Below are 24,291 nucleotides of genomic sequence, written 5' to 3' on the forward strand. Positions count from 1 at the left end.
CCCCCCTTTGTCAAAGTGGGGGTGTTTTCTTGATTCAATAACTCTTTACCCCACTTTGAAAAAGGGGGGTGGCGCAGCCGGGGGGATTTGCCTTTTGCTGCAGGCACAGAAACTTTGTCCCCAATTTGAAATAATGAGGATTAACAGCTTCATTATCTCTCTCCGGCTTGCCACGTTTTCACCCTCCTTGGCGAAAACAGCCGCCGCTCGGAAGCGAACGACACCGGCACGTCGGGGAGGCTGTCCCTGCCATCGGCGAAGTTCTCCACTTCTTCCTGTCGGGTTAAGGATTCAAGCGGCCTTGTTCCAATGAGGAGGCTCAACGCTTCGCCCCGATCAGACCTCAGGCCGGCCAGCACCGGCGCTGTCGGAATACAGGCCTTACGCCCGAGCCATACTCCCCAGACAGGATTTTCCAACGCATCGGCCATCTGTTTGAGCAGCATTCCTTCGCCTTCGAGCAGAATGCCAAAAGCCGCATCTGTCAGGTATTGGCGATGAGTAAGAACGGCAAGAGATTGACCATTCTTTGCCCGTGGTTTTCCGTCTTCGGCGGCTATGGTGATACTTCCCCGCTCATCAGGACTGTTGGGATCATAGCCGCCGCCAACCGTGTGATAATCCTGCAACCGTCTGACCGCTAATTCCTTTCTAATGCCGGTTCTGGAAATTGCGATTGCGGTCATGCGGACGCTTCTGAATGCGGCAAGGAACTCCTGTTCACTCGCACTCCCGCGGGAATAGCCGAGAGCAGCACAGCAGATGCCGGCGATGGCGCTCCTGGTCGGCATAAGCCCCGTGTTGCGCCGGTTGTATTGGCTGTCGAATCCCCATGACTGGAGCGGCCCTTCCAGCCGGAGGGCAAGATATGATTTATCAGATAACATGGGCCACCATCCCGGAAACGAAGGTTTTCATATTCACGTCGGGGATCGACTGTTCAAAGACGGCCTCAATGCCCCAGGTTTCTTTCAACTTCGCATACTCCGCTTTCATCAATTCAACTGACTTGATCGCATACCCCTGCGAAGAGCGAACCGGCGCTTCGAATGCGTTCACCAGTTGGATCGGGTGTCCGTTTTCACGGACGACGCCGAGCACATAGAGCGGCAGGGTATTGCCGTTCATGGTGTTCTTGCGTGCCCCTGGGAGGGCCTTGATCGTCGCCTCGACAAAGGCTCCCACCACGCTCTGGCGTTCTTCCCTGCTCAGACAGCCGAGGTGCTCATCATCGGCGAGCATGTCCAGATTGAGGGCGGCAAACCGGTAGTAGGTGGCGGAGTTGAACTCTAGGGTGCTGGTTATTGCAGCACCGGGGTCTTTCTTTGGCTGTCGATCGTCCACAGCCGAAAAGAAATCGATTTCATTGTCAACCTTGTGAATTGAGAGGGCATGGGAAAACATGGAGGCTGCTTCGACTGTCAGGGAGTGGTCGGTGGCGACCATGCGGCCGAAGATGGAAATATCGGCAGCGTCCTTCAAGGACTTGGCATCAACCGCCTTGAGCGTCTTCTTTGCATCCTTCGTCTCAGCGTATGCCTTGGCAAGGGTTTCCAATTCAAGCGGCGACATGAAATAGAGAGTGGTGGATTTTACCTTGTCCTTCGATTTGGTATCGAGCTTCACCAGTTCATCGACTATCTTCTTTGCACCTTCGTCTGCGTCAGCATCTGTAACCCCAGCCGACACCATGGCTTTGACAAGAGGCTCATACATCAGACGGGTGCGTTCTCCCTTGAAATTCTCCGGCGCCAATTCCTTCGCCATTTCCCGAATCGCCCGCTTCCACGATTGGCTCGATACCCGCGCCCGCTGGACGCCGCCGAAAACAGCGGTCTTGGGCGAATTGAGGTCGTCACGGTTGAGACAGGCAACGGGGACGGATTGGATGATGTGCAGTTCCAGGTGTTTCATTGATTGGCTCTCCTTTATTGGTATTTGATTACAGGTTGACCGGCGCGAGCAGCAGCAGGCCGAAGCCGAATCCCTTGGCGCTGCCGATACCCGACCGATAGGTTTCGGTAAAATGCTCCCGGTCGGTCACTTCCAACGTCCCGCGAAACTGGACGCCGCCGTGGTATGCACTCTGCCCCTTCTTGCGGAAATGGCTCTCCACCATCGGACTGATTTCGAGGGGCCTCTCTTCTACGATACGAAACCCGCCGGGGATTTCCTGTCCGGTCTCTCGATCCCGGCACCGAACCTCGCCCTTGCGAATCAGCCAGGCCCGCAATTCATCGGGATTGACCAAAGGCATCCGCTTCCCGGATTTCCGCTTTCCGTTCGCCTTGAGCAGGGGCTGACCGTTGGAATCCCGCTGCACCTGGGCCTTCACGGGATTTGCCCGCACGTCGAAGGCGTAATGCCGGTGCGACAGGAAAGAAGGCGATATCTCTTTGAGGGCAAACGCTTCCTGAGGACACCAGTGCGGCCAGACCGGTTTTGTGCCGGACAAGACCCATACCCGGAAAGCGCCTTCCAGCGGATCGATCCGGGTCAGGAAATTCCGCTGCGCATCGGGCATATCCGGGAAGCAGTCCCAAATCTTCTTGTGCCAGGCGTAACTGTCGCAGACCCCCTCGGCGCTGGCAATCTCTGCATCGATTTCCATTCGGGCGAGCCAGTTCATATAGCCTCCTCGCCAATGGGTTCTGCACCCGGCGCCCAGAAGGCGGCAGCCCATTCGGTCTTGGTACGCTCAGTCCAGAACCTCAGGTCAGATTCAAGCTTCGCGTAGTTGACCGGAACACCTTGTGATTTCGCCATGAGCACCATACGCATGGCCCGCTCCAGAACTTCGTCCCTGCCGGCCGCAAGCAGATGCTGAAAGCGCCTTTCGGTCGGGGTCAGCTTGTTGTCGTCGCCCCGCTTGTCTCCCCGTTTCTGTTCGATTGCCTTGCAGGTGACGCCGAAATTGCCGTTGGAGGTTTCCTCTGGATGGGTGGCATACAGTCCAGCCACGAATGCCGCAACATGATCGTCAATCGCCACTCCAAGCCGATTCAAAGCAGGCCAGGCGCGATGTTTCTTGTTCTCCACAAGTATGCACCGGAGATTCGCCATCATTCCCCGGTCATCCTTGCACCTGCGGAGCCGTTCGAGAAGGTTGCTCATGGATTCTCCTCCGTGGTCTCATTGGTATCGTCTTCCGGTTCTCGATTTATTGAAGTCAATTCCAGCCATCCTTTGGCAAAAGCTTTTCTTTGCCGTGGAGTTTCCCGGCCGCAGGCGATTGCATAAGCTTCGCGAGCAGCATCATAGAGCTTGCTTCGCCACAATTGATTAGTAGGAGTTGCTTCGTCTGTTCCTATGGCGTCAATATGCTTCATGAGGACAGGCAGATTGTTTTCAACAGTTGTCCAGTAATGTGTCAATGCCGATGATCCAAGCCCTTTACCGTCACCACTATCAAGCTCAGAACGATAAATATAGACTGCTGTGTCCAATAATCTTGATACGCTTTGTGCTTTTTGGACTTCAGTAGCATAAATAGCACATCCTGTTTCTGTGCGAAATCGCTTTGAGATATGAAATCTTGATTCAATTGAATCCAGTATATCCTGTTTACCCGGGTTTCTGACCAAAGCTCCAACCCAGATGTCAATAGGCTCGCCTTCTAGATGATTCAGATTGAGGGCATGCGTCAGGGTTTTCCCAGGGAGATTGTACTGAAGGATCGCGTCCAATTGCCGCCATGGCCGGACATTCAGTTTTGCTCCCACCAGAAACCTTTCTTCCTTCTTCTTCGTTTTCCTAACAACAACAGACGTATTGAATTCTTGGGGGAAGTCTGGATATGTGGCGTATCTCAATGCTTCGCCATAAAGCATTTTGGAACTTCCTTCAAACAAACGGATAGCCCTTGAAACCGGCGTCAGACGACCGAGAAATGTTCCCGTCGATATTGCATCTGCTTCGCTCTTTGGCATCTGTTCCCACACTGGACGACCAAGCCAGCCTTGATTAGCCGATCCACTCATGAGTAGTGACAACTCTTCAAAGTCGCAAAGGTTTATGCAGATGGAATCTTTCAGGTCCTTCCCTACCAAAAACACGTGATACATCGAGGAGGTTATGCAAGGTGCATCCTTCGCCGAGTCTGGAGTGGCTTTCCCGTTCCATAATGGACGTGACAACAGTCCGCACGTTGAAAAGTTCTGAATCGAAATCAAACCCAATACTAACTGTGTAAGATCAAACAACCTGTTTGAATTATTGACCCCGTCGTGGTCGAAAAGAGTAGAGGCTGCGCCACTCGCCAAAGAGAAATCAAGTTTCGCAAGAGGCGTAAACGATTTATCATCATTCTCCTTGGCAGGTTTCAGCCCCGCCACCTGCAACCACGGTCTTGTCGGGTGGAACAGTTCGAAGGAATCTCTCCACTCCGTCAGGTACTTGTGCGCCACCTCCGGCAGCCGCTTCGGCACCTCGCACCACTCGTCATAATCCTTCGGTCCATCCAGCGCCGCATGAGCCGCGCAGAGAAACAGCCGCATCAGGGCGACCCGCTCGTGCGGGCGCACAGCAAGATCGGCATATTTCCCACCTTCGGTAAGTACACTGCACAGGCTTACCAGCTCTCGGGTCCCTGTGGCGTCGACAACCGGTATCCACGGGTCAAAAGCAACGTTCATACTCCCTCCTTTCCTGATCGCTTCTCGACAAACAGCCCAACCTCGTCCGAATATGACAACCTTACGCCTTCCTTCAATCCCTTGACCGCTACGGTCCCATCCTCCCCAACAATCCCGACGCACTGCCTCTCGTACATGTATTCGTCAAACTCGGGACAAGCCTCCACCCGCTCGAAGTGATGCAAGGGAACCTTCACCAGATTCCGGTGAATCGCGCGGGCAGTGGTAAATCGGAACGTATCGCCGCCAAGTTCAGCTTTTGCGCCGTCGATGAACAACGCCTCCTGCGTGGTAATGCCCCGACAGAGGACCATCGAAACCGTTTCAAGCTCATTGATGCGGGTCTGAACACCTTCCTGATCCTCAAGAGCCGGCTGCCAGATATTCAGGCTCATCAGCGCCTTCATCCTTTTCGCCGAATCGGTCCCGTACCATTCACTGAAAAGCTCGGACCAGCCGGCAGGTTCGTGCTCCCGGTCCTCGTAGGTGGATTCGATCAGTTGTCGCACCTGGGTCGGAATCGACACTCCTTCTGCCTGTTTTTTCCAGACTTCAAGCGAACGGAGAAGAACGAATGGCGCGTAAACCTGCGCTTTTCCGCCGAGAACTCGAACAACTTCCTTCGGCGCCATCTGGCGCAGTTCATCAAGGGTCTTCTCTTCCTCGACGATGCAGATCCTCGGCGTATCGACCGGCCGCTTTCCCCGCTCATGCCGCCAAAGCCTACCAAGCCTTTGCAGCAGCATGTCGGTAGGCGCGAGCTCGGTAATCAGCAGGTCGGCATCGAGATCGACGCTCTGCTCGACCACCTGCGTCGATACGAGAATCGAGCCGCATCTCGTCGCGCCCTCCTTCCCGAAGCGCTCCATCCATGCCGCCTCAAGCTCCTCGCGCCGCCAGAAGGGAAACCGTGCATGCAGCAGGCCGATGGGCAACTCGCCGTCCGCAAGCTCCTTGAACCGCTTGAACTGCTTCTGCGCCGCGCCGATAGTATTGCAAATCCAGAGCACGGCGCCACCTTTGCGGGCAACGGCCATTGCCTCTTCAACCGCCCGCTCGCCGACAGCGAATTCCACCTTGATCTCCCGCGAGGGGGGTGGGTTTGCCGGCATCGGGTCAAGTACGCTTCCTTCTGTCCGGCCCGAAATGAGCGGATATGGTTGCTCGGCATCTCCCATTGCATCACCGTCGGCGGAAACGATCTGACCGCGACGTTTGCCGGTCAGCGTGGCGGATAGGACGATCACCGTACAGCCAAGCCCTTCGAGGGTAGCAATGAGCTTGTCAATGAGGGTGCCGGTATAAATGTCGTAGGAGTGGACCTCGTCAAGTATGACCACCTTGCCGGCAAGTGCGAAGTGGCGGACAAAGAAATGTTTTGCGGCAACCACACCGAGCAGGGCCTGGTCAACCGTGCCGACTCCGAAAGGGGCAAGCAGTGCCCGTTTGGCCGATGCAAACCAATCTCTGCCGTTCCGCGCGTCCTCTGCCGATTTTTCCTGTTTCCCGTTTGATGCGGGGTTGTACTCCAAGTCTTCCCGCATGAGCCAGGAATTGCCGTGAATAAGCCGGCTGGGACCTGATGCGGGTGATATGCGTTGCAGAAACTCGTTCAAGCGCAGGTGAATGCGGTTGCTGGTCGCCTGGGTCGGGAGCGCAAAGTAGATGCCGTTTGCCTTTCCGGCCACCATCAGTTGGTACGCAGCACCCAAAGCCGCCTCGGTCTTCCCCATTCCCATCGGGGCCTTGACAACATACACACCGGGGCCGGCAATGGTCGCAAGGGTCTTTCTCTGCATATCGTTCGGAGGAAACCCGAAAATCTCTTCGAAAGTCAAACCCTTCTCGATGTCCGGCAGGGTGAACCCGATGGAATCAAGGGCATGGCGGGCAAGGAAACCAATATCCTCTTCAGTCGTTCTTGGTGCAGGGGAGAAATAACGCTCGTCCGAGCCGATCCAGTCGGCAACAGACGTAAGGCCGGCAAGCCACCAGATGGCAGCTGAGTCCCCGGCGAGCGCATCGATGGAACCTTCCACCTTGAAGTATGCCCAAACCTTCTGAGCACACTTGAGACGTTCAGAGTTCCATTCGACGCCGCTGCGGCTGTCAGTAATCTCCTTGATGAGCGGCGGCCTTATTCCACGATCATTGGGAAGATATTTCAGCCTTCCATGATGCCCGCCGAGGGCAGCTGCCACATACTTGGCGATGCTTCTGGCAATACCTTGCTGCACCAGGAAAACCTGGATCGCAGAATGGGAAACCTTGCCGTGATCGGGTTCTGTTCCCGTATCCCAGCAGCCGTTCCTGGCCACGGTCATCAAGTTGTTCTCTTCAAGCCATGCCTCACACTTTCGCTGAAATCCGGGAGATATCTTGCCGAGGTCATGGAGAGCGGCAAGGGCGCCAATTTCCGATTCACGCAAATTAAACCGTGCAAGCAGTCCCGGCGATACTTCAGCAATGCGATGCGCCACGCACCCTACATTGACCATGTGGTCATACACGGAAATGCCGGGTTTGCCGTCTGAAGTTGTTTTTGCCCAAAAATTCATTTAGCGCCTCTCCGCCTTCCCCCAGTACCGAAAATATCCCGGCAGAGAATCTCCCATCTCCCCCTCCCAACCACCTTCCAGCACCCTACCAGCCCGAACCACGCCCCCCATTCATAAAGAGGGACTTTTGGGTGTGCATCATTTGCAAGCCTACCGTGGAACAACCGGCGCCCCGCGCTCGGCATTTGATCCGCCAGACCACGTCCCCCGTTGGGAAAGGGGGATGTGCGTCACGATATTAGATTTATCCAACAGAGGCAACTAAACGTTTTTACCGCTAAACATTTCCACGAAAAGAGCGATAAGTTTATACACCACCGCCAGCGGGACGCCCGCACGGTGACCGCTCTCCCCCTCCATGCGTCGAGGCCTTCGTCACCCATGAAGAGTTTCAGGAGCTCGATTCCCCTCTCCGTATCCGCCGTCATCGCGGCCATCGCCCTGGCGACGGGATATTTCGTCATCCAGATTGACGGCGAGGCGCAGCGCCAGGCAACAGTCGAGCAAATGCGCGTCGGGGTGATTGCCGCGGCGATCCTCATCGCCGTCATCTTCGCCCTGGCTGCCGGAGCGTTTCTTGCCGCCAGGCGCCGCACCGTCCGGGAGCTGGAACTGAAGGAGGCGGCCATCGCCTCCTCGGTCACCGCCATCGCCTTCTGCGATACCGGCTGCAGGCTCACCTATGCGAACCGGGCGTTCCGCGAGATGTGGGGCTTCGGGGAAGAAGACGAACTCCTCGGGCGGCAGACGACCGAGCTCTGGGAATATCCGGAGGATGCAAAGGCGGTCACGGCCGAGGTGCTGGCGAACGGCCACTGGTCGGGGGAGCTGATCGGCAGGAGGAAGGACGGCCGCACCATGTTCGTCCGGCTGACGGCGAGCCTCATCCCCGGGGGGGACGGCTGCGGCGCCTCCCTCGTGGGATCCTTCGTGGACGTGACCGAGACCCGGCGGGCGGAGCGCCTCCGAGAGGGGGAGCAGCGGATCATGGCACTCATCGCCGGCGAGGTCCCCCTGACCGAGGTACTGGAGCAGATCTGCCTCACCATCGAGGGGCAGAGCGAGGGGGGGCTCTGTTCGGTCCTCCTGGCCGATGCCGACGGGTCGCACCTGCGTCACGGGGCGGCGCCGAGCCTCCCCGACGACTACAACCGGATCATCGACGGCACGAGGATCGGGCCGGCCGTCGGTTCCTGCGGTACGGCGGCCCACGAGCGCCGGCAGGTGATCGTGGCCGACATCGCCACCGACCCCCTCTGGGCCAAGTACCGCAAGCTCCCCCTCGCCCACGGACTGCGGGCAAGCTGGTCGTCGCCGATCTTCGCCAGCACCGGCGAGCTCCTCGGCACCTTCGCCCTTTACTACCGCACCGTCCGCCGTCCCACCGACGACGAGCTGCGGCTGATCGAGCGGGCCGCAAGCCTGGCGAGCATCGCCATCGAGCGGGCACGGGAACGGGAGGCACTGGAGGCAAACATTCGCTTCCTCAAGGTACTGATCGACACCATTCCGAGCCCGGTCTACTACAAGAACTCCGCTGGCGTCTACCTAACCTGTAACCGGGCCTTCATGACCTCCCTCGGGGTCCGTGAAGAAGAAGTCGTCGGAAAAACGATCTACGACCTGTTACCTAGAGAGGTGGCCGAGTCATACGCGGAGATGGACCGGCAACTCATCTCCTCTCCCGGCATTCAGGTATTCGAGTCGAACGTTACGTGGGTCGATGGTTCACACGAAGTTATGTTCACCAAGGCCACCTTCTGCCACCAGGATGGACGGGTTGAGGGTATTGTCGGCATCATCGTAGACATCACCAAGGTCAAGAATGCGGAGCGGGAAATCCGTGCCCTGCAGCGGCAGCAGCAGGCGATCCTCGACAACATCCCCGACCTCGTCTGGCTCAAGGATGCCGAGAGCCGCTTCATCGCCGTCAACGAAGCCTTCGCCCGTTCCTGCAACTCGACCCCCGCAGCGCTCGTGGGCAAAGACGACCTGGACGTCTGGCCCCGGGACCTGGCGGAGCTCTACCGCCAGGACGACCGGCAGGTCATGGCCTTGCGCCAGCGGAAACGTATTGAGGAGCCCCTGGAGGAAGCGTCGGGGGAACGGCGCTGGATCGAGACCATCAAGACCCCGGTCATCGACGAGGGGGGCAATGTGGTCGGCACCACCGGCATCGCCCGGGATATCGAGGGGCGCAAGCGGGCCGAGGAGGCCCTCCGGGAGAGCGAGGAGCGCTTCCGCGGGCTCTTCGAGCAGAACGAGGACGCCATCGTCCTGCTCCGGCGCGAAAGCTTCAAGGTGCTCGACGTCAACCCGGCGGCGGAGCGGCTCTTCGGCTACTCCCGCGACGAACTCGGACGGCAGAGCCCATGGAGTTTTTTCTCTCCCGAGGCTTACGCCACCTTCATCCGGGCGGTCCCCCCCCGGGGGGAGAGCGCCCCCTTCTATCTGGACCGCCTCGGGACCGCCCGCAAGAGCGGCGAGGCGATCATCGTCTCAATCTGGGGCAAGATCATCCGGCTCCGCGACGAAGAGGTCATCTACTGCTCCATCCGCAACATCACCGACCGGGTCCGGCTGGAGGAGGAGTCCCGCAACATCCAGGCCCGGCTGATCCACGCCAACAAGATGACCTCCCTCGGCATCCTCGTCTCCGGCATCGCCCACGAGATCAACAACCCCAACACCTTCATCCAGGGAAACGCCGGCATTCTCGAAAGGATCTGGCTCGACGTCATGCCGCTCCTGGTTCGGCACCGCCAGTCGGCGGACAACGTCACCCTCGGCGGGCTTCCCGCCGACGAGGTGGAGCGGATCGTCCCCCGCCTCCTCCTGGGTCTCAGGGAGGGATCGCGCCGGATCAGCGCCATCGTCGGCAACCTCAAGAATTTCGCCCGGGAGGATAAGGCGGCCGGCCACGCCCCCATCGACGTCAACAAGATCATCCGCGACGCGGCCCTGATCCTGAGCCACCACATCCACCGCCACACCGACATCTTCCAGCTCCGGCTCGACGACACCCTCCCCCCCGCCCTCGGCAAGGCGCAGCAGGTGGAGCAGGTGGTGATCAACCTGATCATGAACGGCCTCCAGGCCCTCCCCGGCAAGGAGGCGGGGCTCACCGTCGCCACCCGGGTCGACCGGGCCGCCGCCGCCGTCGTCATCACCGTCCGGGACGAAGGGGAAGGGATGAGCGGCGAGGTCATGGCGCGGCTCACGGAGCCGTTCTTCTCCACCAGGCTCGAACGGGGGGGGACCGGGCTCGGGCTCTCCATCTGCGCCTCCATCATGGAGGAGCACGACGGGGCGCTCCGATTCGAGTCGTCCCCCGGCGCCGGTACCACCGCCACGGTGACCCTGCCGCTGGCACCACCGGGAGCTTCCCCGGGGTAATCGTCCCATCCCTGCCGCCGCTTCAAAATCCCCCCTTTCCCGCCTACACCTCCCTTGCAGACCGGTGCGACAAAACGAGCACCCCGGACTACGGTTGCAGCCCGTGTTCGCCGGCATTCCGCGGGCATCTGCCGCCGGTGCGTCCGGTGGGAGCAACTTCCGTCGCACCCCTTCCCGCGCCACCCAACCGCAATCCGCTGTAATCATTGAAATTATATTATAAACAGCCTGGCACTTCCCGTGCTAATGAGAAAGCAGGCCGGGCGCACCGTCCGGCCTGCACAAACTGCAATGCTGAGGAGGGACGAACCATGTCCGAACAGGCCGACACCCCCGCACGGATCACCCTCGGCGGCGATTGGTCCATCAGCGGCGTCACCGAGCGGCTGAACGAACTGACCGTCCACCTGGGATCGCTCCTCGCCGGCAGGGGCGCGGCGGCCCCCCCGCCGAAGTCCGAGATCTGCGTGCGCGACGTGGAAACCATCGACGCCAGCGGCTGTCAGCTCCTTGCCGTCTTTGTCCGGCATCTGCGCCGGCACGGCTTCGCCCCGGCGATCGTCAACCCGCCGGAGCATTTCCGCTCGAGCGTCTCCCTCCTCGGGTTCGACGACGAGCTGGAAGGAACGGGGGGGCCGGGAAAATGACCGCTGTCACCGGCACAACGCCGACGATCGACATAAGCTCCTTCGGCCTGGTCTTCTTCGAGGAGTGCGCCGAGCACCTGGCCGAGATGGAGCGCCTCCTCCTCGCCATCGACCCCGGCAACCCCGACCGGGAGGAACTTAACGCCATCTTCCGCTCCGCCCACTCCATCAAGGGGGGAGGGGGCATCTTCGGCTTCGGCGACATGACCGTGGTGACCCACGAACTTGAATCGCTCCTCGACCGGGTGCGCGGCGGCGAGATGGGGCTCACCCGCCCCATGGTCGATCTCTTCCTGCAGGCCACCGACGTGATCGCCATGCAGCTTGCCGGACACCGCGACGGGGCGCCGGTGGACCGGGACGCCATCGACCGGGTATGCGGCGCGCTCCGGGGGCTCATCGCCGAGCCGGCGGCCCATGCCGCTCCCCCGGCCGCAACGGTTTGCGGCGGGGCGCCTCCTTCCGCCGGAGCGAAACGCTACCGTATCGATTTCACCCCTTCGCCGGACATCTTCTGCCGGGGGATCCGGATCGAAAACCTCTTCGACGAGCTGGCCGGCCTGGGGGGAGTCACCGTCAGGGCCGACGTCGCCGGAGCGCCGGAGATCCCCGATCTGGACCCGGAGCTCTGCCACTGCCGCTGGGAGTTGCAACTGGAAACCGCGGCCCCGGAGAGCGAGATCCGCGACATCTTCGAGTTCGTGGCCGACGACAGCGACCTCACCTTCACCGCCGTCGACTTCCCCCCCGCCGGGCCGGCATCGGCCGCAGAGGAGCCCGCACCTCGCCAGGGAGCCGCGCCGGCGCCGGAGAACCGCGGGGGACGGGAGCAGGCCGAGGGGTCGATCCGGGTCGGGGTCGGCAAGGTGGACCAGATCATCAACCAGGTGGGGGAGCTGGTCATCACCCAGGCGATGCTCGCCCAGCTCGGGGCGGTCCTCGATCCGGTGCAGTTCGCCGATCTCCACCGGGGGCTCCAGCAGCTCTCCCGCAACACCCGGGACCTGCAGGAAAGCGTCATGTCGATGCGGCTCGTCCCCATCAGCCTCGTCTTCAGCCGCTTTCCCCGGCTGGTGCGGGACCTGGCCGCCAAGCTCGGCAAGGAGGTGGAGCTGCGGCTGGTGGGAGAGACGACGGAGCTCGACAAGGGGCTGGTGGAGAAGCTGGCCGACCCCCTCACCCATCTGGTGCGCAACGCCCTGGACCACGCCATCGAGCCCCCCGCCGCCCGCATCGCGGCCGGCAAGCCCGCCGCCGGGACGGTGACGCTGCGGGCCTCCCAGATCGGCGGAAAGATCGTGATCGACGTCATGGACGACGGGGCGGGGCTCCAGCGGGAGAAGATCCTGAAGAAGGCGGCGGAGCGGGGGATCGCCGTGGGCGACGCCCTGACCGACGACGAGGTCTGGCAGCTCATCTTCGCCCCCGGCTTCTCCACCGCCGAGACGGTCACCGACGTCTCCGGCCGGGGGGTCGGGATGGATGTGGTGCTGCGCAACGTCCAGGCCCTCGGGGGACGGGTGGGCATCGCCAGCGAGACGGGAAGGGGTACGCGGATCACCCTGAGCCTCCCCCTCACCCTGGCGATCCTGGACGGCCTGGCGGTGGCGGTGGGAAGGGAGAAGTTCATCATCCCGATCAACGCCATCGTCGAGTCGCTCCAGCCCCAGGCCGGCGACATCCGGACCGTGAACGGCACGGGCCGCGTCCTCCAGATGCGGGGGGAATACCTGCCGCTCATCCCCCTCCATGAACTGTTCGCCATCGACGGCGCCGCGGAGCGCCCCGAAGCGGGGGTCCTGGTGGTGGTGGATGCCGAGGGGGACCGGGTGGCCCTGCAGGTGGACGCCCTGGTGGACGAGCAGCAGGTGGTGATCAAGAGCCTGGAGGAGAACTACCGCAAGGTCCCGGGGTCGGCCGGGGCGACCATCATGGGGGACGGCCGGGTGGCGCTGATCCTCGACGTGGGAGAAATCACCGCGCTGTGGCGGGGAAAAAGCAGGGAACGGGCCGCGCGAGCGTAACCCGCGTTACCTTCGAAGCCAAGGGGGAAGCATATGGAGCAGGGAACAGTAACGGCGGCGAGCGGGACAAGGGAGTACCTCACCTTCACCCTCGGCAGCGAGGAGTACGGGATGGACATCCTCAAGGTCCAGGAGATCCGCGGTTATGACGCCGTGACCCGGATCGCCAACACCCCCGACTTCATCAAGGGGGTGATCAATCTGCGGGGGGTGATCGTCCCGATCGTCGACATGCGGATCAAGTTCAGCGTCGGCACCGTGGAGTACGGCCCGTTCACCGTGGTCATCATCATCAACGTCCTCGGCCGGGTGGTGGGGATGGTGGTGGACGGGGTCTCCGACGTGGCGGCCCTGGCGCCGGAACAGATCAGGCCCGCCCCGGAGCTCTCGTCGAGCCTCGACACCCGCTACCTGGCGGGGCTCGCCACCGTCGACGAGCGGATGCTGATCCTCGTCGACATCGAGACGCTCATGGGGAGCGCGGAGATGCAGCTCGTGGACCTGGCGGCCTGAGGGGCCGCCCACCGATACTACGCGGAGAAAGGTGAGACCGATGAAATTCAAGCACTTCAAAGACTGGACGATCCTGACGAAGATCCTCAGCATCTCGGTGGCGACCATCGTCGTCCTCATCGCCGGGATCCTCTTCTACCTCCTCCCGCTGGTGGAGCAGAAGCTCATGGCCGAGAAGAAGCAAACCGTGCGAAGCGCCGTCGACACCGTCGTCACCCTCGTCGACGGCTACCTGGCAAAGGTGAAGAGCGGGGAGCTGACCGAGGCCGAGGCCCGGAAGCGGGCCATCGACAACATCCGCGCCCTCCGCTACCAGGGGAACGAGTACTTCTGGATCAACACCGTGGAGCCGGTGATGGTGATGCACCCCATCAAGCCGGAGCTCGACGGGAAGAAGCTGGACGACATCAAGGACCCCGACGGGAAGCAGATCTTCGTGGAATTCGCCAAGATCGCCAGGGAGAAGGGGGAGGGAGACGTGGCGTACCAATGGGCGAAGCCGGGGGCCACGGCGCCGAGCCCCAAAATCTCCCACGTCAAGCTGGTCAAGGAGTGGGGCTGGATCATCGGGAGCGGCATCTACGTGGATGATGTCCAGAAGGAGCTCAACGCCCTGAGGCTGAAGGTGGTCGGTGCCACCGTCCTCTTCGCGCTCCTTATCTTCCTCTTCGCCTGGCTGGTGGCGAACCGGATCCGCCGGGCCCTGGCCGAGGCGATCGCGGTCTCCGAGCAGATCGCCGCCGGCGACCTCACCACCACCATCGAGGTGAAGAGCGCGGACGAAACCGGCAAGCTCCTCACCGCCCTCACCCACATGAACGAGAGCCTCTCCCACATCGTGGCCGAGGTCCGCGGCGGGGCCGACTCCATCGCCACCGCCACGGAGCAGATCTCGGCCGGCAACGTGAACCTCTCCCAGCGGACCGAGGAGCAGGCTTCGGCCCTTGAAGAAACAGCCTCCAGCATGGAGGAGCTCACCTCCACCGTGAAGCAGAACGCCGACAACGCCCAGCAGGCCAACCAGCTGGCGGTCACCGCCAGCGACGTGGCGGTGAAGGGGGGAGAGGTGATCGGCAAGGTGGTGACCACCATGGAGGGGATCACCGCCAGCTCCCGCAAGATCGCCGACATCATCACCGTCATCGACGGGATCGCCTTCCAGACCAACATCCTCGCCCTCAACGCGGCGGTGGAGGCAGCCCGGGCCGGCGAGCAGGGGCGCGGCTTCGCCGTAGTGGCCGGCGAGGTGCGAAGCCTCGCCCAGCGCAGCGCCGCCGCGGCCAAGGAGATCAAGGCCCTCATCGAGGATTCGGTCGGCAAGGTGGAGGACGGCAGCCGCCTCGTGACCGAGGCGGGGAGCACCATGCAGGAGATCGTGACGAGCATCAAGCGGGTCACCGACATCATGGCGGAGATCTCCGCCGCCTCCCTGGAGCAGTCGAGCGGCATCGAGCAGGTGAACACCGCCATCACCCAGATGGACGACGTGACCCAGCAGAACGCGGCCCTCGTGGAAGAGGCGGCCGCGGCGGCGGAGTCGCTGGCGGAGCAGGCCAACGCCATGGTGGAGATGGTGAGCCGCTTCAAACTCGAAGAATCGCTCCAGGGGGCAAAGAAACCGGCCCGGAAAACAGCCGCGGCGCCGAAAGCGGCAAAGCCCGTAAAGCAGCTCCCGAAGCCGAAGGGGGCCGACAACGGCTATCACAAGCCCGAGCAGGCACCGGAGGAGGCCCCGCTGCCGAAGGCGGTGGGATACGACGATGACGACTGGAAGGAGTTCTAAGTCAGGAGCTAGGGACTATCAGGGGCTAGCGAATGGGGTCTTGAGCCAGGAGTTGCCGATGACGGCTGGAGTGAATTACCTGACATCTTCCGCCCGGGACGGCGCCGCCGGCCTCCACCAGTTCCGCTACACCGCCGCCGACTTCGAGCGGATCCGGGGGCTGATCTACCGCTGCGCCGGCATCTCCCTCAACCCCCACAAGCAGCACATGGTCTACAGCCGCCTCGCCCGGCGGCTGCGGGCAAGGAGGATTGCCTCCTTCGCCGCCTACATCGACCTCGTGGAGCGGGAGGAGGAGGGGGAGCGGGAGGAGTTCATCAACGCCCTCACCACCAACCTGACCGCCTTCTTCCGCGAGCCGCACCACTTCCCGATCCTCGTCCGGCACCTGGAGGAACTGCTGCCGCTGCGCCGTCCCCTCACCATCTGGAGCAGCGCGGCGTCGTCGGGGGAGGAGCCGTATTCCCTTGCCATGACGGTGGTGGAACAGTTCGACAGCTTCACCCCGCCGGTGAGGATCCATGCCACCGACATCGACACCGGCGCCTTGGAGCGGGCGCGGCGGGGGATCTACCCCGCGGAGCGGGTGAAGGAGCTCTCCCCGGCCCGGATGAAGCGCTTCTTCCTTCGGGGCGAGGGGAAGAACGCCGGCCATGTCCGGGTGAAGCCCGAACTGCAGCGGCTCGTCACCTTCGGGCGGCTCAACCTCCTGGACGCGCGCTGGCCCCTCACCGAGCGGTTCGACGCCATCTTCTGCCGCAACGTGATGATCTACTTCGACAAGGAAACCCAGTACCAGGTCCTGAAGCGCTTCCTTCCCCGGCTCCAGCCGGAGGGGCTTCTCTTCGCCGGCCACTCCGAGAGCTTCCACCACGCCGACGACCTGTTCCGGCTCTGCGGCAAAACGGTCTACGCGCCGGTCTCCCCCTGAGGGACGCCATTCATTGGAGATTCACCATGGCCATCAAGGTTCTCGTCGTCGACGATTCGGCGCTCATCCGCAGCCTCCTGACGGAGATCATCAACAGCCAGCCCGACATGGAGGTGGTCGGCGTCGCCGCCGACCCCCTCATCGCCCGGGAGAAGATCAAGGCCCTCAACCCTGACGTCCTCACCCTCGACGTGGAGATGCCGCGGATGGACGGCCTGGTCTTCCTCGAAAAGCTGATGCGGCTTCGCCCGATGCCGGTGGTGATGATCTCGTCGCTGACGGAGAAGAGCTCCTACATCACCCTCCACGCCCTGGAGCTCGGGGCGGTGGATTACATCACCAAGCCGAAGCTCGACATCCGCAACGGGATCATGGAATACGCCCGGGAGATCACCGACAAGATCCGCGTTGCCGCCCGGGCCCGCCTGAAACGGCCGGGACCGCCCCAGCTCCACCGCACCGTGGCGCCGAAGCAGAGCGCCGATGCGGTCCTGCCGGTCATGCATCGCCGGTACGCCGGCACGGAGAAGGTGATCGTCATCGGCGCCTCCACCGGGGGAACCGAGGCCCTCAAGGAGGTGCTGGGCGTCATGCCCGCCGACTCCCCCGGCATCCTCGTCACCCAGCACATGCCCGAGGCGTTCACCCGCACCTTTGCCAAGCGCCTCGACGGGCTCTGCCGCATCAGCGTGAAAGAGGCGGAGCACGGCGACCGGGTGCTCCCCGGCCACGCCTACATCGCCCCGGGAAACCGCCACCTTCTCCTCGCCCGCAGCGGCGCCAACTACGTCGCCGAACTCTCCGACGGCCCCCCGGTGAACCGGCACCGCCCCTCCGTGGATGTCCTCTTCCGCTCCGCCGCCAACGCCGCCGCCAACAACGCCGCCGGCGTCATCCTGACCGGCATGGGGGACGACGGCGCCGACGGCATGGCGGAGATGCACCAGGCCGGGGCGTTCACCATCGCCCAGGACGAGGAGAGCTGCGTCGTCTTCGGGATGCCGAAGGAGGCCATCGCCAGGGGAGGAGTCGACACGGTACTGCCGCTTCACGAGATCGGCCGCAGCCTCGTGGGATGGCTCTCCGCCCAGGGAGAAAAGGCCTTCCGGGTCTAAAGCGAAATCGCCTCCCGTCTCCCGTCTCACGTCTCCCGTCTCACGCCCCACGTCTCACGCTCAACCCGATTGACACAGCGCCGCAAGAAATGATAATAAAAGATTTTTTACATTAGATGAGTCTAGGAAAGCCTCATCCCCAAGAGCTGTCCGCACGAGACCCGTCTTACCCCAACGTCCCTACAATGCAGAGGGAGAATACGATGAAGCGCCGCATCGCTTTGCAACTGCTGCCGTTTGCCTTCTTGTGGCTCACTGCCTGCTCATCGACCCCGGAGGTGAAGCCCTCCGTGGAGTGGGGCTTCGAAAAGGAGGCGATCCGCCTCCGCCTCACGGGCGACCGCCAGCTGAACCTCTTCCAGCGCACTCCCCACGCCCTGGTGGCCTGCGTCTACCAGCTCCGGGACCCCAACGCCTTCAACCAGTTCCGCAGTGAACCGGACGGACTGGTGAAGCTTCTGGAGTGCGGCCGCTTCGACCCCGGGGTGGCCACCACGAAGCAGCTCGTGATCCAGCCGGGGGGGGAGCTGGCCGAAACCCTCGACCGGGCCGAAGGGGCCCGCTACGTCGGCTTCGTGGCCGGCTACTACAACCTCCACAAGGAGGGGACGGTCCGCCTCTATCCGATCCCGGCGGTGGAGGAGACGAAGGGGTGGTTCAGCCGGACCACGACCGTGAAGCCGGGCGCCATCGACATCAGACTCATCCTGGGACCGCGGGAGCTCCAGGACGTCAAGGAGGAACCAGAAAAACCATGACCGCCCATCCCCCCCTTTACTGGCACCAGGGACTCTTTCTCCAGCCCCACCACTTCCAGCAACTCGACCTCTCGGTCCAGGGGCGCCTCGCCCCCCTCTTCAGCCACCTCCACCCCCACTTCTGGGGGGTCGGGGAACTCGACATCGAGGAGAGCGCCCTCGGCACCAGGGTCTTCTCGATCCGCTCCGGCTCTTTCCTCTTCCCCGACGGCAGCTGGGCGGTCATCGGCGAGAATGCCCTCTGCGAGCCCCGCTCCTTCGACGACTCCTGGCTGGAGGGGGACAGGCCCCTCATGGTCTACGTAGGGCTCCGCAAGTGGCAGGAGGCCGGCGCGAACGTGACTCAGGTGGAGCGGCTGGAGGGGCTTTCTGCCGTCACAACCCGCTTTGCCGCCGCAACCGACCCGGAGGAGATGCGCGACCTCCACTCGGCAGGCCCTCCTGGCCCGGCGAAACGGCTTCGCCACGTGCTGAAGATATTCTGGGATAACGAGCGGGAGGAGCTCGGCGACTGGCATCTGATCCCAGCCGCCCGGCTGGAGCGCTTCGGGGCCGAGGTGCGGCTCGCCCCGCACTTCGCCCCCCCCTGCCTCGTCCTGGAGGCGAGCGAGCCCCTCTTCCGCATCGTCCGGGAGGTCCGGGACCAGGTGGCCGCCCGCAGCCGCCAACTGGAGGAGCACAAGAAGCAGCGCGGCATCCAGAACGCCGAGTTCGGTTCCCGGGACATGGTCTACCTCCTGGCGCTGCGCTCCGTGAATCGCCACGTGCCGCTCCTCTTCCACCTGACCGAGGCGCGCAGCGTTCACCCGTGGGAGGTCTACGGGGCGCTTCGCCAGCTCGTCGGCGAGCTCTCCTCCTTCTCCGAGCGGGTCTCGGCCCTGGGGGAGCTGGACGACGGCTTCCGGCTCCTCCCCCCCTACGACCACCGAAACCTCTGGGAGTGCTTCGCCGCGGCCCGGGACCTCGTAGCCCGCCTCCTGGACGAGATCACCGCCGGCCCCGACTACGTAATCCGCCTCCTCCACGACGGCACCTTCTTCGCCGCCGAGCTGAAGCCCTCGGTCTTTGCGGGGGGAAACCGCTACTACCTGGCCCTGCGGACCGCCACCGAGCCGACCCTCTTCCTCCCCTCCCTGGATACCGCCGCAAAGCTGAGCGCCCGGGAGCACCTCCCGGTCCTGGCCGCCCGCGCCCTTCCCGGCATCGGCCTCAGCCACCTCTCGATCCCCCCCCAGGAGCTTCCCCGCCGCTCCGACACCCACTACTTCGCCGTCGACGCCACCAGTGACCAGTGGCCGCTGGTGGAGCGGGAACACGCCATCGCCCTCTACTGGACAAGCGCCCCCGCCGACCTGGAGGCGGAGCTGATGGTGCTGGCGAAGGGATAACCCGTGCGCGAAGAACGCCTCCTGGAACGCATCCGCGCCTTCGAGCGCGACCCCTCCCGGCGCGGCCGGACCGACCACGGCCGCCTGGTGGAGTCGGTCCTCGCCCACCTGCGGCTCATCCTCAACACAAGGCAAGGGAGCGCCCCCATCGCACCCGACTTCGGCGTCCCCGATTTTCTCGACTTCCTCCAGACCTACCCCGACTCGGTGCGGGAGATCGAGGCGAGCATCTGCGCGGCCATCCAGAGATACGAGCCGCGCCTCGCCGGGGTGCAGGTCGCCTTCCTCCCCCAGGAGGACGACCTCCTCGCGCTCCGGTTCCGGATTGCCGCCCAGATCACCGGGGCGGAGAGGCCCAATGTCTATTTCGAGACGATCGTGGATACGGACGGAAAGGTTACAGTCAGGCGATAGCCCGTGCACAGCAGAGACTTGTGTGCAAAGACTCATCACCGAAAACATAGATAAGGAAATGACGTCACATGCTCACCGTTGACCTGAAAGCCCTTCTCTCCCGCCTCAATCCCCTCTGCAGCCGCGCCCTGGAAGGGGCGGCCGGCCTCTGCGTCGCCCGCGGCCACTACGAGGTGACCGTGGAGCACCTCCTGGCACGGCTCCTGGAAGAGCCTGCCGGCGACCTTCCCCTCATCCTCCGCGCCTTCGAGATTGACTCCGCATCGGTCACAGCCGGAATAACGCGGGTACTCGACGAGCTGCCCACCGGCAACTCGGGCAAACCGGTCTTCTCGCCGGTCCTCCTGGAGTGGCTCCAGGAAGCCTGGCTCATCGCCTCCCTCGATCTGGCGGAAGGGGCAATCCGCTCCGGCGCGCTCCTCCTGGCGCTTCTCGCCCGGCCGCTCCAGTTGACGAGCGGCCGCTACGTGGACCTCCTCATGCCCATAGGCCGGGAGACGCTCCTCTCCCGCTTCGCCACGGCAACGGCCGGTTCCGTTGAGAACGCTTCTTCCGGAAACCGTCCCGCGTCTGCCGATGGTCAGCCCCGGGAAACCACGGCCCGCGGACGCTTCTGTACCGATTACACCGAGAAGGCGGCAGAAGGCGCTATCGACCCGGTCTTCGGCCGCGACCGGGAGATCGCCCAGATGGTCGACATCCTGGCCCGGCGGCGGAAGAACAACCCGATCGTGGTCGGCGAGGCCGGGGTGGGGAAGACCGCCGTGGTGGAGGGGCTGGCGCTCCGGATCGTGGATGGGGACGTCCCGGAGGCGCTCCGGGAGGTACGGCTCCTGGGGCTCGATCTGGGGCTCCTCCAGGCGGGGGCCGGGGTGAAGGGGGAGTTCGAGAACCGCCTGAAAGGGGTCATCGAGGAAATAAAGGGGTCTCCCCGGCCGGTGATCCTCTTCATCGACGAGGCCCATACCCTGATCGGCGCCGGGGGGCAGGCCGGCGGGGGGGATGCGGCGAACCTCCTCAAGCCGGCCCTGGCGAGGGGGGAGCTGCGGACCATCGCCGCCACCACCTGGAGCGAGTACAAGAAGTACTTCGAGAAGGACGCGGCCCTGGCCCGCCGGTTCCAGCCGGTGAAGCTGGACGAGCCGTCGGTGGAGACCGCGGTGCTGATCCTCCGGGGGCTGAAGGAGAAGTACGAGGCGGCCCACGGTGTGGTGATCCGCGACGACGCCATCCGGGCGGCGGCGGAGCTCTCCTCCCGCTACCTCTCTGGGCGCCAGCTTCCGGACAAGGCGGTGGACCTCCTCGACACGGCGGCGGCCCGGGTGAAGCTCCTTCTCACCGGCAAGCCGGGGAGCGTGGAGGAGAAGGAGCGCCGTATCCAGGCCCTGACGCGGGAGGAAGCGGCCCTCTTCCGCGACCGGCTCCACGGCCGGGAAGTGGACGATGAGCGTCTTCGGACGCTGGCGGAGGAGCTGACGACGCTGCGGGAAGAGCTGGCTGCCGTCACGGCGCGCTGGCACCGGGAACGGGAGCTGGCGGCGACGGTGGTGGCCCTCCGGAAGGAGCTCTCGACGGCGGGAAGGGAAGAGAGCGATGCGGTGAAAACCCGGGTGGCGGAGGCCACGGCCCGGCTGGCGGAGTTCCAGGAGGACGGGCCGCTGGTGCGGATCGAGGTGGACCCGGAGGTGGTGGCGCGGGTGGTGGCCGACTGGACCGGCATCCCCCTCGGGAGCCTACAGAAAGACCGGGCCGCCGGGGTCCTCGCCCTGGAGGACGACCTGCGCCGCCGCATCCGGGGGCAGGAGCCGGCCCTCTCCGCCGTGGCCGAGGTGCTCCGCTCCTCCGCGGCCGGGCTCAAGGAGCCGCGGCAACCCCTGGGGGTCTTTCTCCTGGTGGGTCCCTCGGGGGTGGGGAAGACCGAGACGGCCCTGGCCGTGGCCGACCTTCTCTTCGGCGGCGAGCGGTTTCTCACCGTCATCAACATGAGCGAGTTCCAGGAGCGCCACACCACGAGCCGCCTCATCGGCTCGCCGCCGGGGTACGTGGGGTACGGCGAGGGGGGGGTCCTCACCGAGGCGGTCCGCCGCCAGCCCTATTCGGTGGTCCTTCTGGACGAGGTGGAGAAGGCCCACCCCGACGTCCTCAACCTCTTCTACCAGGTCTTCGACAAGGGGATGCTCGCCGACGGCGAGGGGCGGGTGATCGACTTCGCCAACACCGTCATCTTCCTGACGAGCAACCTGGCCTCGGATATCGTCACCGATCTCTGCGCCAAAGGGCGGCAACCGGCTCTGGATGAGCTCACCGCCGCCATCCGCCCGTCCCTCTCCCGGCACTTCAAGCCGGCGCTCCTCGCCCGGATGACGCTGGTCCCCTACCTGACCCTCGCTCCGGAGCACCTGGAGGAGATCGTCACCCTGAAGCTCGGCCGGATTGCGGAGCGGCTCCGGGAGAACAGCCGGACGGCGCTCTCGTGGTCGCCTGCGGTCACGGCCCGCATCGCCGCCCGCTGCACCGAGGTGGAGAGCGGCGCCCGCACCATCGACCACATCCTGCGGGGCACCCTCCTGCCGCTACTCTCCCGGGAGCTGCTGGTGCGGCTCGGCACGGGAGAAACGCCGGAGGCGATCCGGCTCGACGCAGCGGACGACGGCTCCTTTGCCGTCACCTTTGATTCCGGAGGTACGAACCCATGACCCAGCATCACCAACGGACCCGTTTCGCCAGGATGGCGCTCCTTATCCCCCTCTCCCTCATGACCGCCTGTGCCACCGTGAACACGCCACCCGTCGCCGAACACGCCGGCCCCCTGGCGCCGGGGACCGGCTTCGAAGTCGACGCACCCACGACTTCCCCATCACCGGCCGCCGTACCGCCACCGGCGCCAGTCCCCTCTCCGGCAGCCCCACCGGCACCGCCAGCCTCACTGAAGCCGGTCGCCGGCCGGATCAGGCACCATCACAAATACGTGAACGTGCGCCCCGATCCGTCGTCCAGGAATAGACCGGTCGCCGTCCTCCGGGGAGGGAAGCGGATCAAAATCCTCGGCGAAGAGGGGAACTGGGTGAAGATCCGCTGGAGCCGGGGGAAGAGGGAGCTTGAGGGGTGGGTGTTCAGGAAGTACGTGGAGGGGCGGGAGTAAGCGCCTGGATTCGGTGTATATCCGCAACGGTAATTTCTTCATCCAAAGAACCGGTAGACATGGCAAGCGGCGCGTATTATTACGACCACGCCGACCTTGCGATCGGCGGCAGTGCCCCGCTTGGGCTTGCGTTTACCCGTTCCTACGACAGCAGGCTCAATCTTGCGAAAAAGACTCTCGGTCATGGCTGGACCCACAATTACGACATCTATCTCAGCGCCACCAGCCACGGCGATCCGGGGCTCGGGAAACGCCAGCCGGTGGACGCCGCTTCGCTGATTGCGGCGCTTTACGTGAGCCTCGACCTGCTGAAAACCAAGGATAACATCCAAGTATGGATGGTTGCCTCCCTGGCAAGCAAGTGGGGGGTCGACCAGTTGATCGACAACGCCGTTACCGTGCACATGGGAAAAAATACGGTGGAATTCATCAAGCTTGCCGACGGAAGTTATATGCCCCCTCCGGGCATCACGACACAACTGTTCAAGAACACGGACGGCACCTTCAGACTCCTGGAGCGGTTCGGCACGCGTCTCGATTTTAATGCAAACAAACAGATTGCCAATTTGAGCGATGTGGACGGAAATAACGCTGCTTTTTATTATAGCGGCAATAACTTGACGATGATCAAAGATGCCTTTAACCGTTTTCTTCAGATAGAATACAACCCCGAAGGGCGCATAAACAATGTATCGGGCTATTTCACCGGCCTTTCGGCATCCTACGGCTATGATGCCAACGGCAACCTGACCAGTTACACCGACCCGGAAGGAAAGGTCTGGGGGTACGGTTACGACGCGAACCACCGGATGACCAGCCTGACCAATCCCCTGACGATTACAACAGCAACCAACACCTATGACTCTTTGGGCCGTGTCATGACCCAGACCGTTCCCCGCCAGGGGCCTGCGGGGACTACTGCCACCTACAACTTCTATTTCTCCGGCTTCAGGAACGTGGAGCAAGACCCCTCCGGAAACACCCTCAC

At 63.2% G+C, this 24,291-nt stretch carries 19 protein-coding genes; 13 read left to right on the plus strand and 6 right to left on the minus strand.

Annotation, left to right across the window (positions count from 1 at the left end):
- Positions 1-152: 152 nt before the first annotated feature.
- Genes cas5e through cas3 form a run of 6 tightly spaced genes read right to left on the minus strand, consistent with a single transcriptional unit; the run spans position 153 to position 7,192 of the window.
- Positions 153-887, minus strand: coding sequence for a type I-E CRISPR-associated protein Cas5/CasD (gene cas5e, locus M6689_RS12915; protein ID WP_298272431.1), 735 nt, complete (start codon positions 885-887; stop codon positions 153-155).
- Positions 877-1,914 (minus strand): type I-E CRISPR-associated protein Cas7/Cse4/CasC, encoded by a 1,038-nt coding sequence (gene cas7e, locus M6689_RS12920; protein ID WP_298272434.1) that lies wholly within the window; start codon positions 1,912-1,914, stop codon positions 877-879. The genes cas5e and cas7e overlap by 11 nt, the downstream gene beginning before the upstream one ends.
- A 28-nt stretch (positions 1,915-1,942) precedes the next feature.
- Positions 1,943-2,629, minus strand: a complete 687-nt coding sequence (gene cas6e / locus M6689_RS12925) for a type I-E CRISPR-associated protein Cas6/Cse3/CasE (protein ID WP_298272437.1) — start codon at positions 2,627-2,629, stop codon at positions 1,943-1,945.
- Entirely contained in the window at positions 2,626-3,114 is a 489-nt protein-coding gene (gene casB / locus M6689_RS12930) for a type I-E CRISPR-associated protein Cse2/CasB (RefSeq protein ID WP_298272440.1), read from the minus strand. Before casB ends, cas6e begins: the two co-directional genes overlap by 4 nt.
- Complete coding sequence (gene casA, locus M6689_RS12935) at positions 3,111-4,634, minus strand: type I-E CRISPR-associated protein Cse1/CasA (protein ID WP_298272443.1); 1,524 nt, start codon at positions 4,632-4,634, stop codon at positions 3,111-3,113. The genes casB and casA overlap by 4 nt, the downstream gene beginning before the upstream one ends.
- On the minus strand, positions 4,631-7,192 hold the full coding sequence (gene cas3, locus M6689_RS12940) for a CRISPR-associated helicase Cas3' (RefSeq protein WP_298272446.1): 2,562 nt from the start codon (positions 7,190-7,192) through the stop codon (positions 4,631-4,633). Before cas3 ends, casA begins: the two co-directional genes overlap by 4 nt.
- A gap of 381 nt (positions 7,193-7,573) precedes the next feature.
- Here cas3 and M6689_RS12945 point away from each other — a divergent pair, with 381 nt between their 5' ends.
- From M6689_RS12945 to M6689_RS13005, 13 genes are all read left to right on the plus strand, one after another.
- Entirely contained in the window at positions 7,574-10,588 is a 3,015-nt protein-coding gene (locus M6689_RS12945; RefSeq protein WP_298272448.1) for a PAS domain S-box protein, read from the plus strand.
- 311 nt (positions 10,589-10,899) lie between these two features.
- Positions 10,900-11,235, plus strand: coding sequence for an STAS domain-containing protein (locus tag M6689_RS12950; protein ID WP_298272451.1), 336 nt, complete (start codon positions 10,900-10,902; stop codon positions 11,233-11,235).
- A complete protein-coding gene (locus M6689_RS12955) occupies positions 11,232-13,259 on the plus strand; it encodes a chemotaxis protein CheW (RefSeq protein WP_298272454.1) in 2,028 nt (675 codons plus the stop codon). The genes M6689_RS12950 and M6689_RS12955 overlap by 4 nt, the downstream gene beginning before the upstream one ends.
- Positions 13,260-13,292: 33 nt before the next feature.
- Positions 13,293-13,772 carry a chemotaxis protein CheW gene (locus tag M6689_RS12960; protein WP_298272456.1) on the plus strand — a complete coding sequence of 160 codons (480 nt, stop codon included), beginning with the start codon at positions 13,293-13,295 and terminating at the stop codon, positions 13,770-13,772.
- Positions 13,773-13,812: 40 nt separating this feature from the next.
- Entirely contained in the window at positions 13,813-15,555 is a 1,743-nt protein-coding gene (locus M6689_RS12965) for a methyl-accepting chemotaxis protein (protein ID WP_298272458.1), read from the plus strand.
- A 58-nt stretch (positions 15,556-15,613) separates the two neighbouring features.
- Positions 15,614-16,486, plus strand: a complete 873-nt coding sequence (locus M6689_RS12970; RefSeq protein WP_298272461.1) for a CheR family methyltransferase — start codon at positions 15,614-15,616, stop codon at positions 16,484-16,486.
- Positions 16,487-16,512: 26 nt separating this feature from the next.
- Positions 16,513-17,601 (plus strand): chemotaxis response regulator protein-glutamate methylesterase, encoded by a 1,089-nt coding sequence (locus tag M6689_RS12975; RefSeq protein WP_298272463.1) that lies wholly within the window; start codon positions 16,513-16,515, stop codon positions 17,599-17,601.
- 203 nt (positions 17,602-17,804) lie between these two features.
- Positions 17,805-18,359 carry a type VI secretion system lipoprotein TssJ gene (tssJ, locus tag M6689_RS12980; protein ID WP_298272465.1) on the plus strand — a complete coding sequence of 185 codons (555 nt, stop codon included), beginning with the start codon at positions 17,805-17,807 and terminating at the stop codon, positions 18,357-18,359.
- Positions 18,356-19,747: a type VI secretion system baseplate subunit TssK gene (gene tssK / locus M6689_RS12985; RefSeq protein WP_298272467.1), complete on the plus strand. Its 1,392-nt coding sequence runs from the start codon at positions 18,356-18,358 to the stop codon at positions 19,745-19,747. Before tssJ ends, tssK begins: the two co-directional genes overlap by 4 nt.
- A 3-nt stretch (positions 19,748-19,750) precedes the next feature.
- Positions 19,751-20,161 (plus strand): type VI secretion system baseplate subunit TssE, encoded by a 411-nt coding sequence (gene tssE / locus M6689_RS12990; protein WP_298272470.1) that lies wholly within the window; start codon positions 19,751-19,753, stop codon positions 20,159-20,161.
- A 68-nt stretch (positions 20,162-20,229) separates the two neighbouring features.
- A complete protein-coding gene (tssH, locus tag M6689_RS12995) occupies positions 20,230-22,857 on the plus strand; it encodes a type VI secretion system ATPase TssH (protein WP_298272472.1) in 2,628 nt (875 codons plus the stop codon).
- On the plus strand, positions 22,854-23,303 hold the full coding sequence (locus M6689_RS13000; protein WP_298272474.1) for an SH3 domain-containing protein: 450 nt from the start codon (positions 22,854-22,856) through the stop codon (positions 23,301-23,303). Before tssH ends, M6689_RS13000 begins: the two co-directional genes overlap by 4 nt.
- A 59-nt stretch (positions 23,304-23,362) precedes the next feature.
- Positions 23,363-24,291, plus strand: a 929-nt coding sequence (locus tag M6689_RS13005) for a DUF6531 domain-containing protein (protein WP_298272476.1), incomplete at its 3' end; no start/stop codon positions are given.

The organism is Geobacter sp. (assembly GCF_027327745.1).
Taxonomy (GTDB): Bacteria; Desulfobacterota; Desulfuromonadia; order Geobacterales; family Geobacteraceae; genus Geobacter.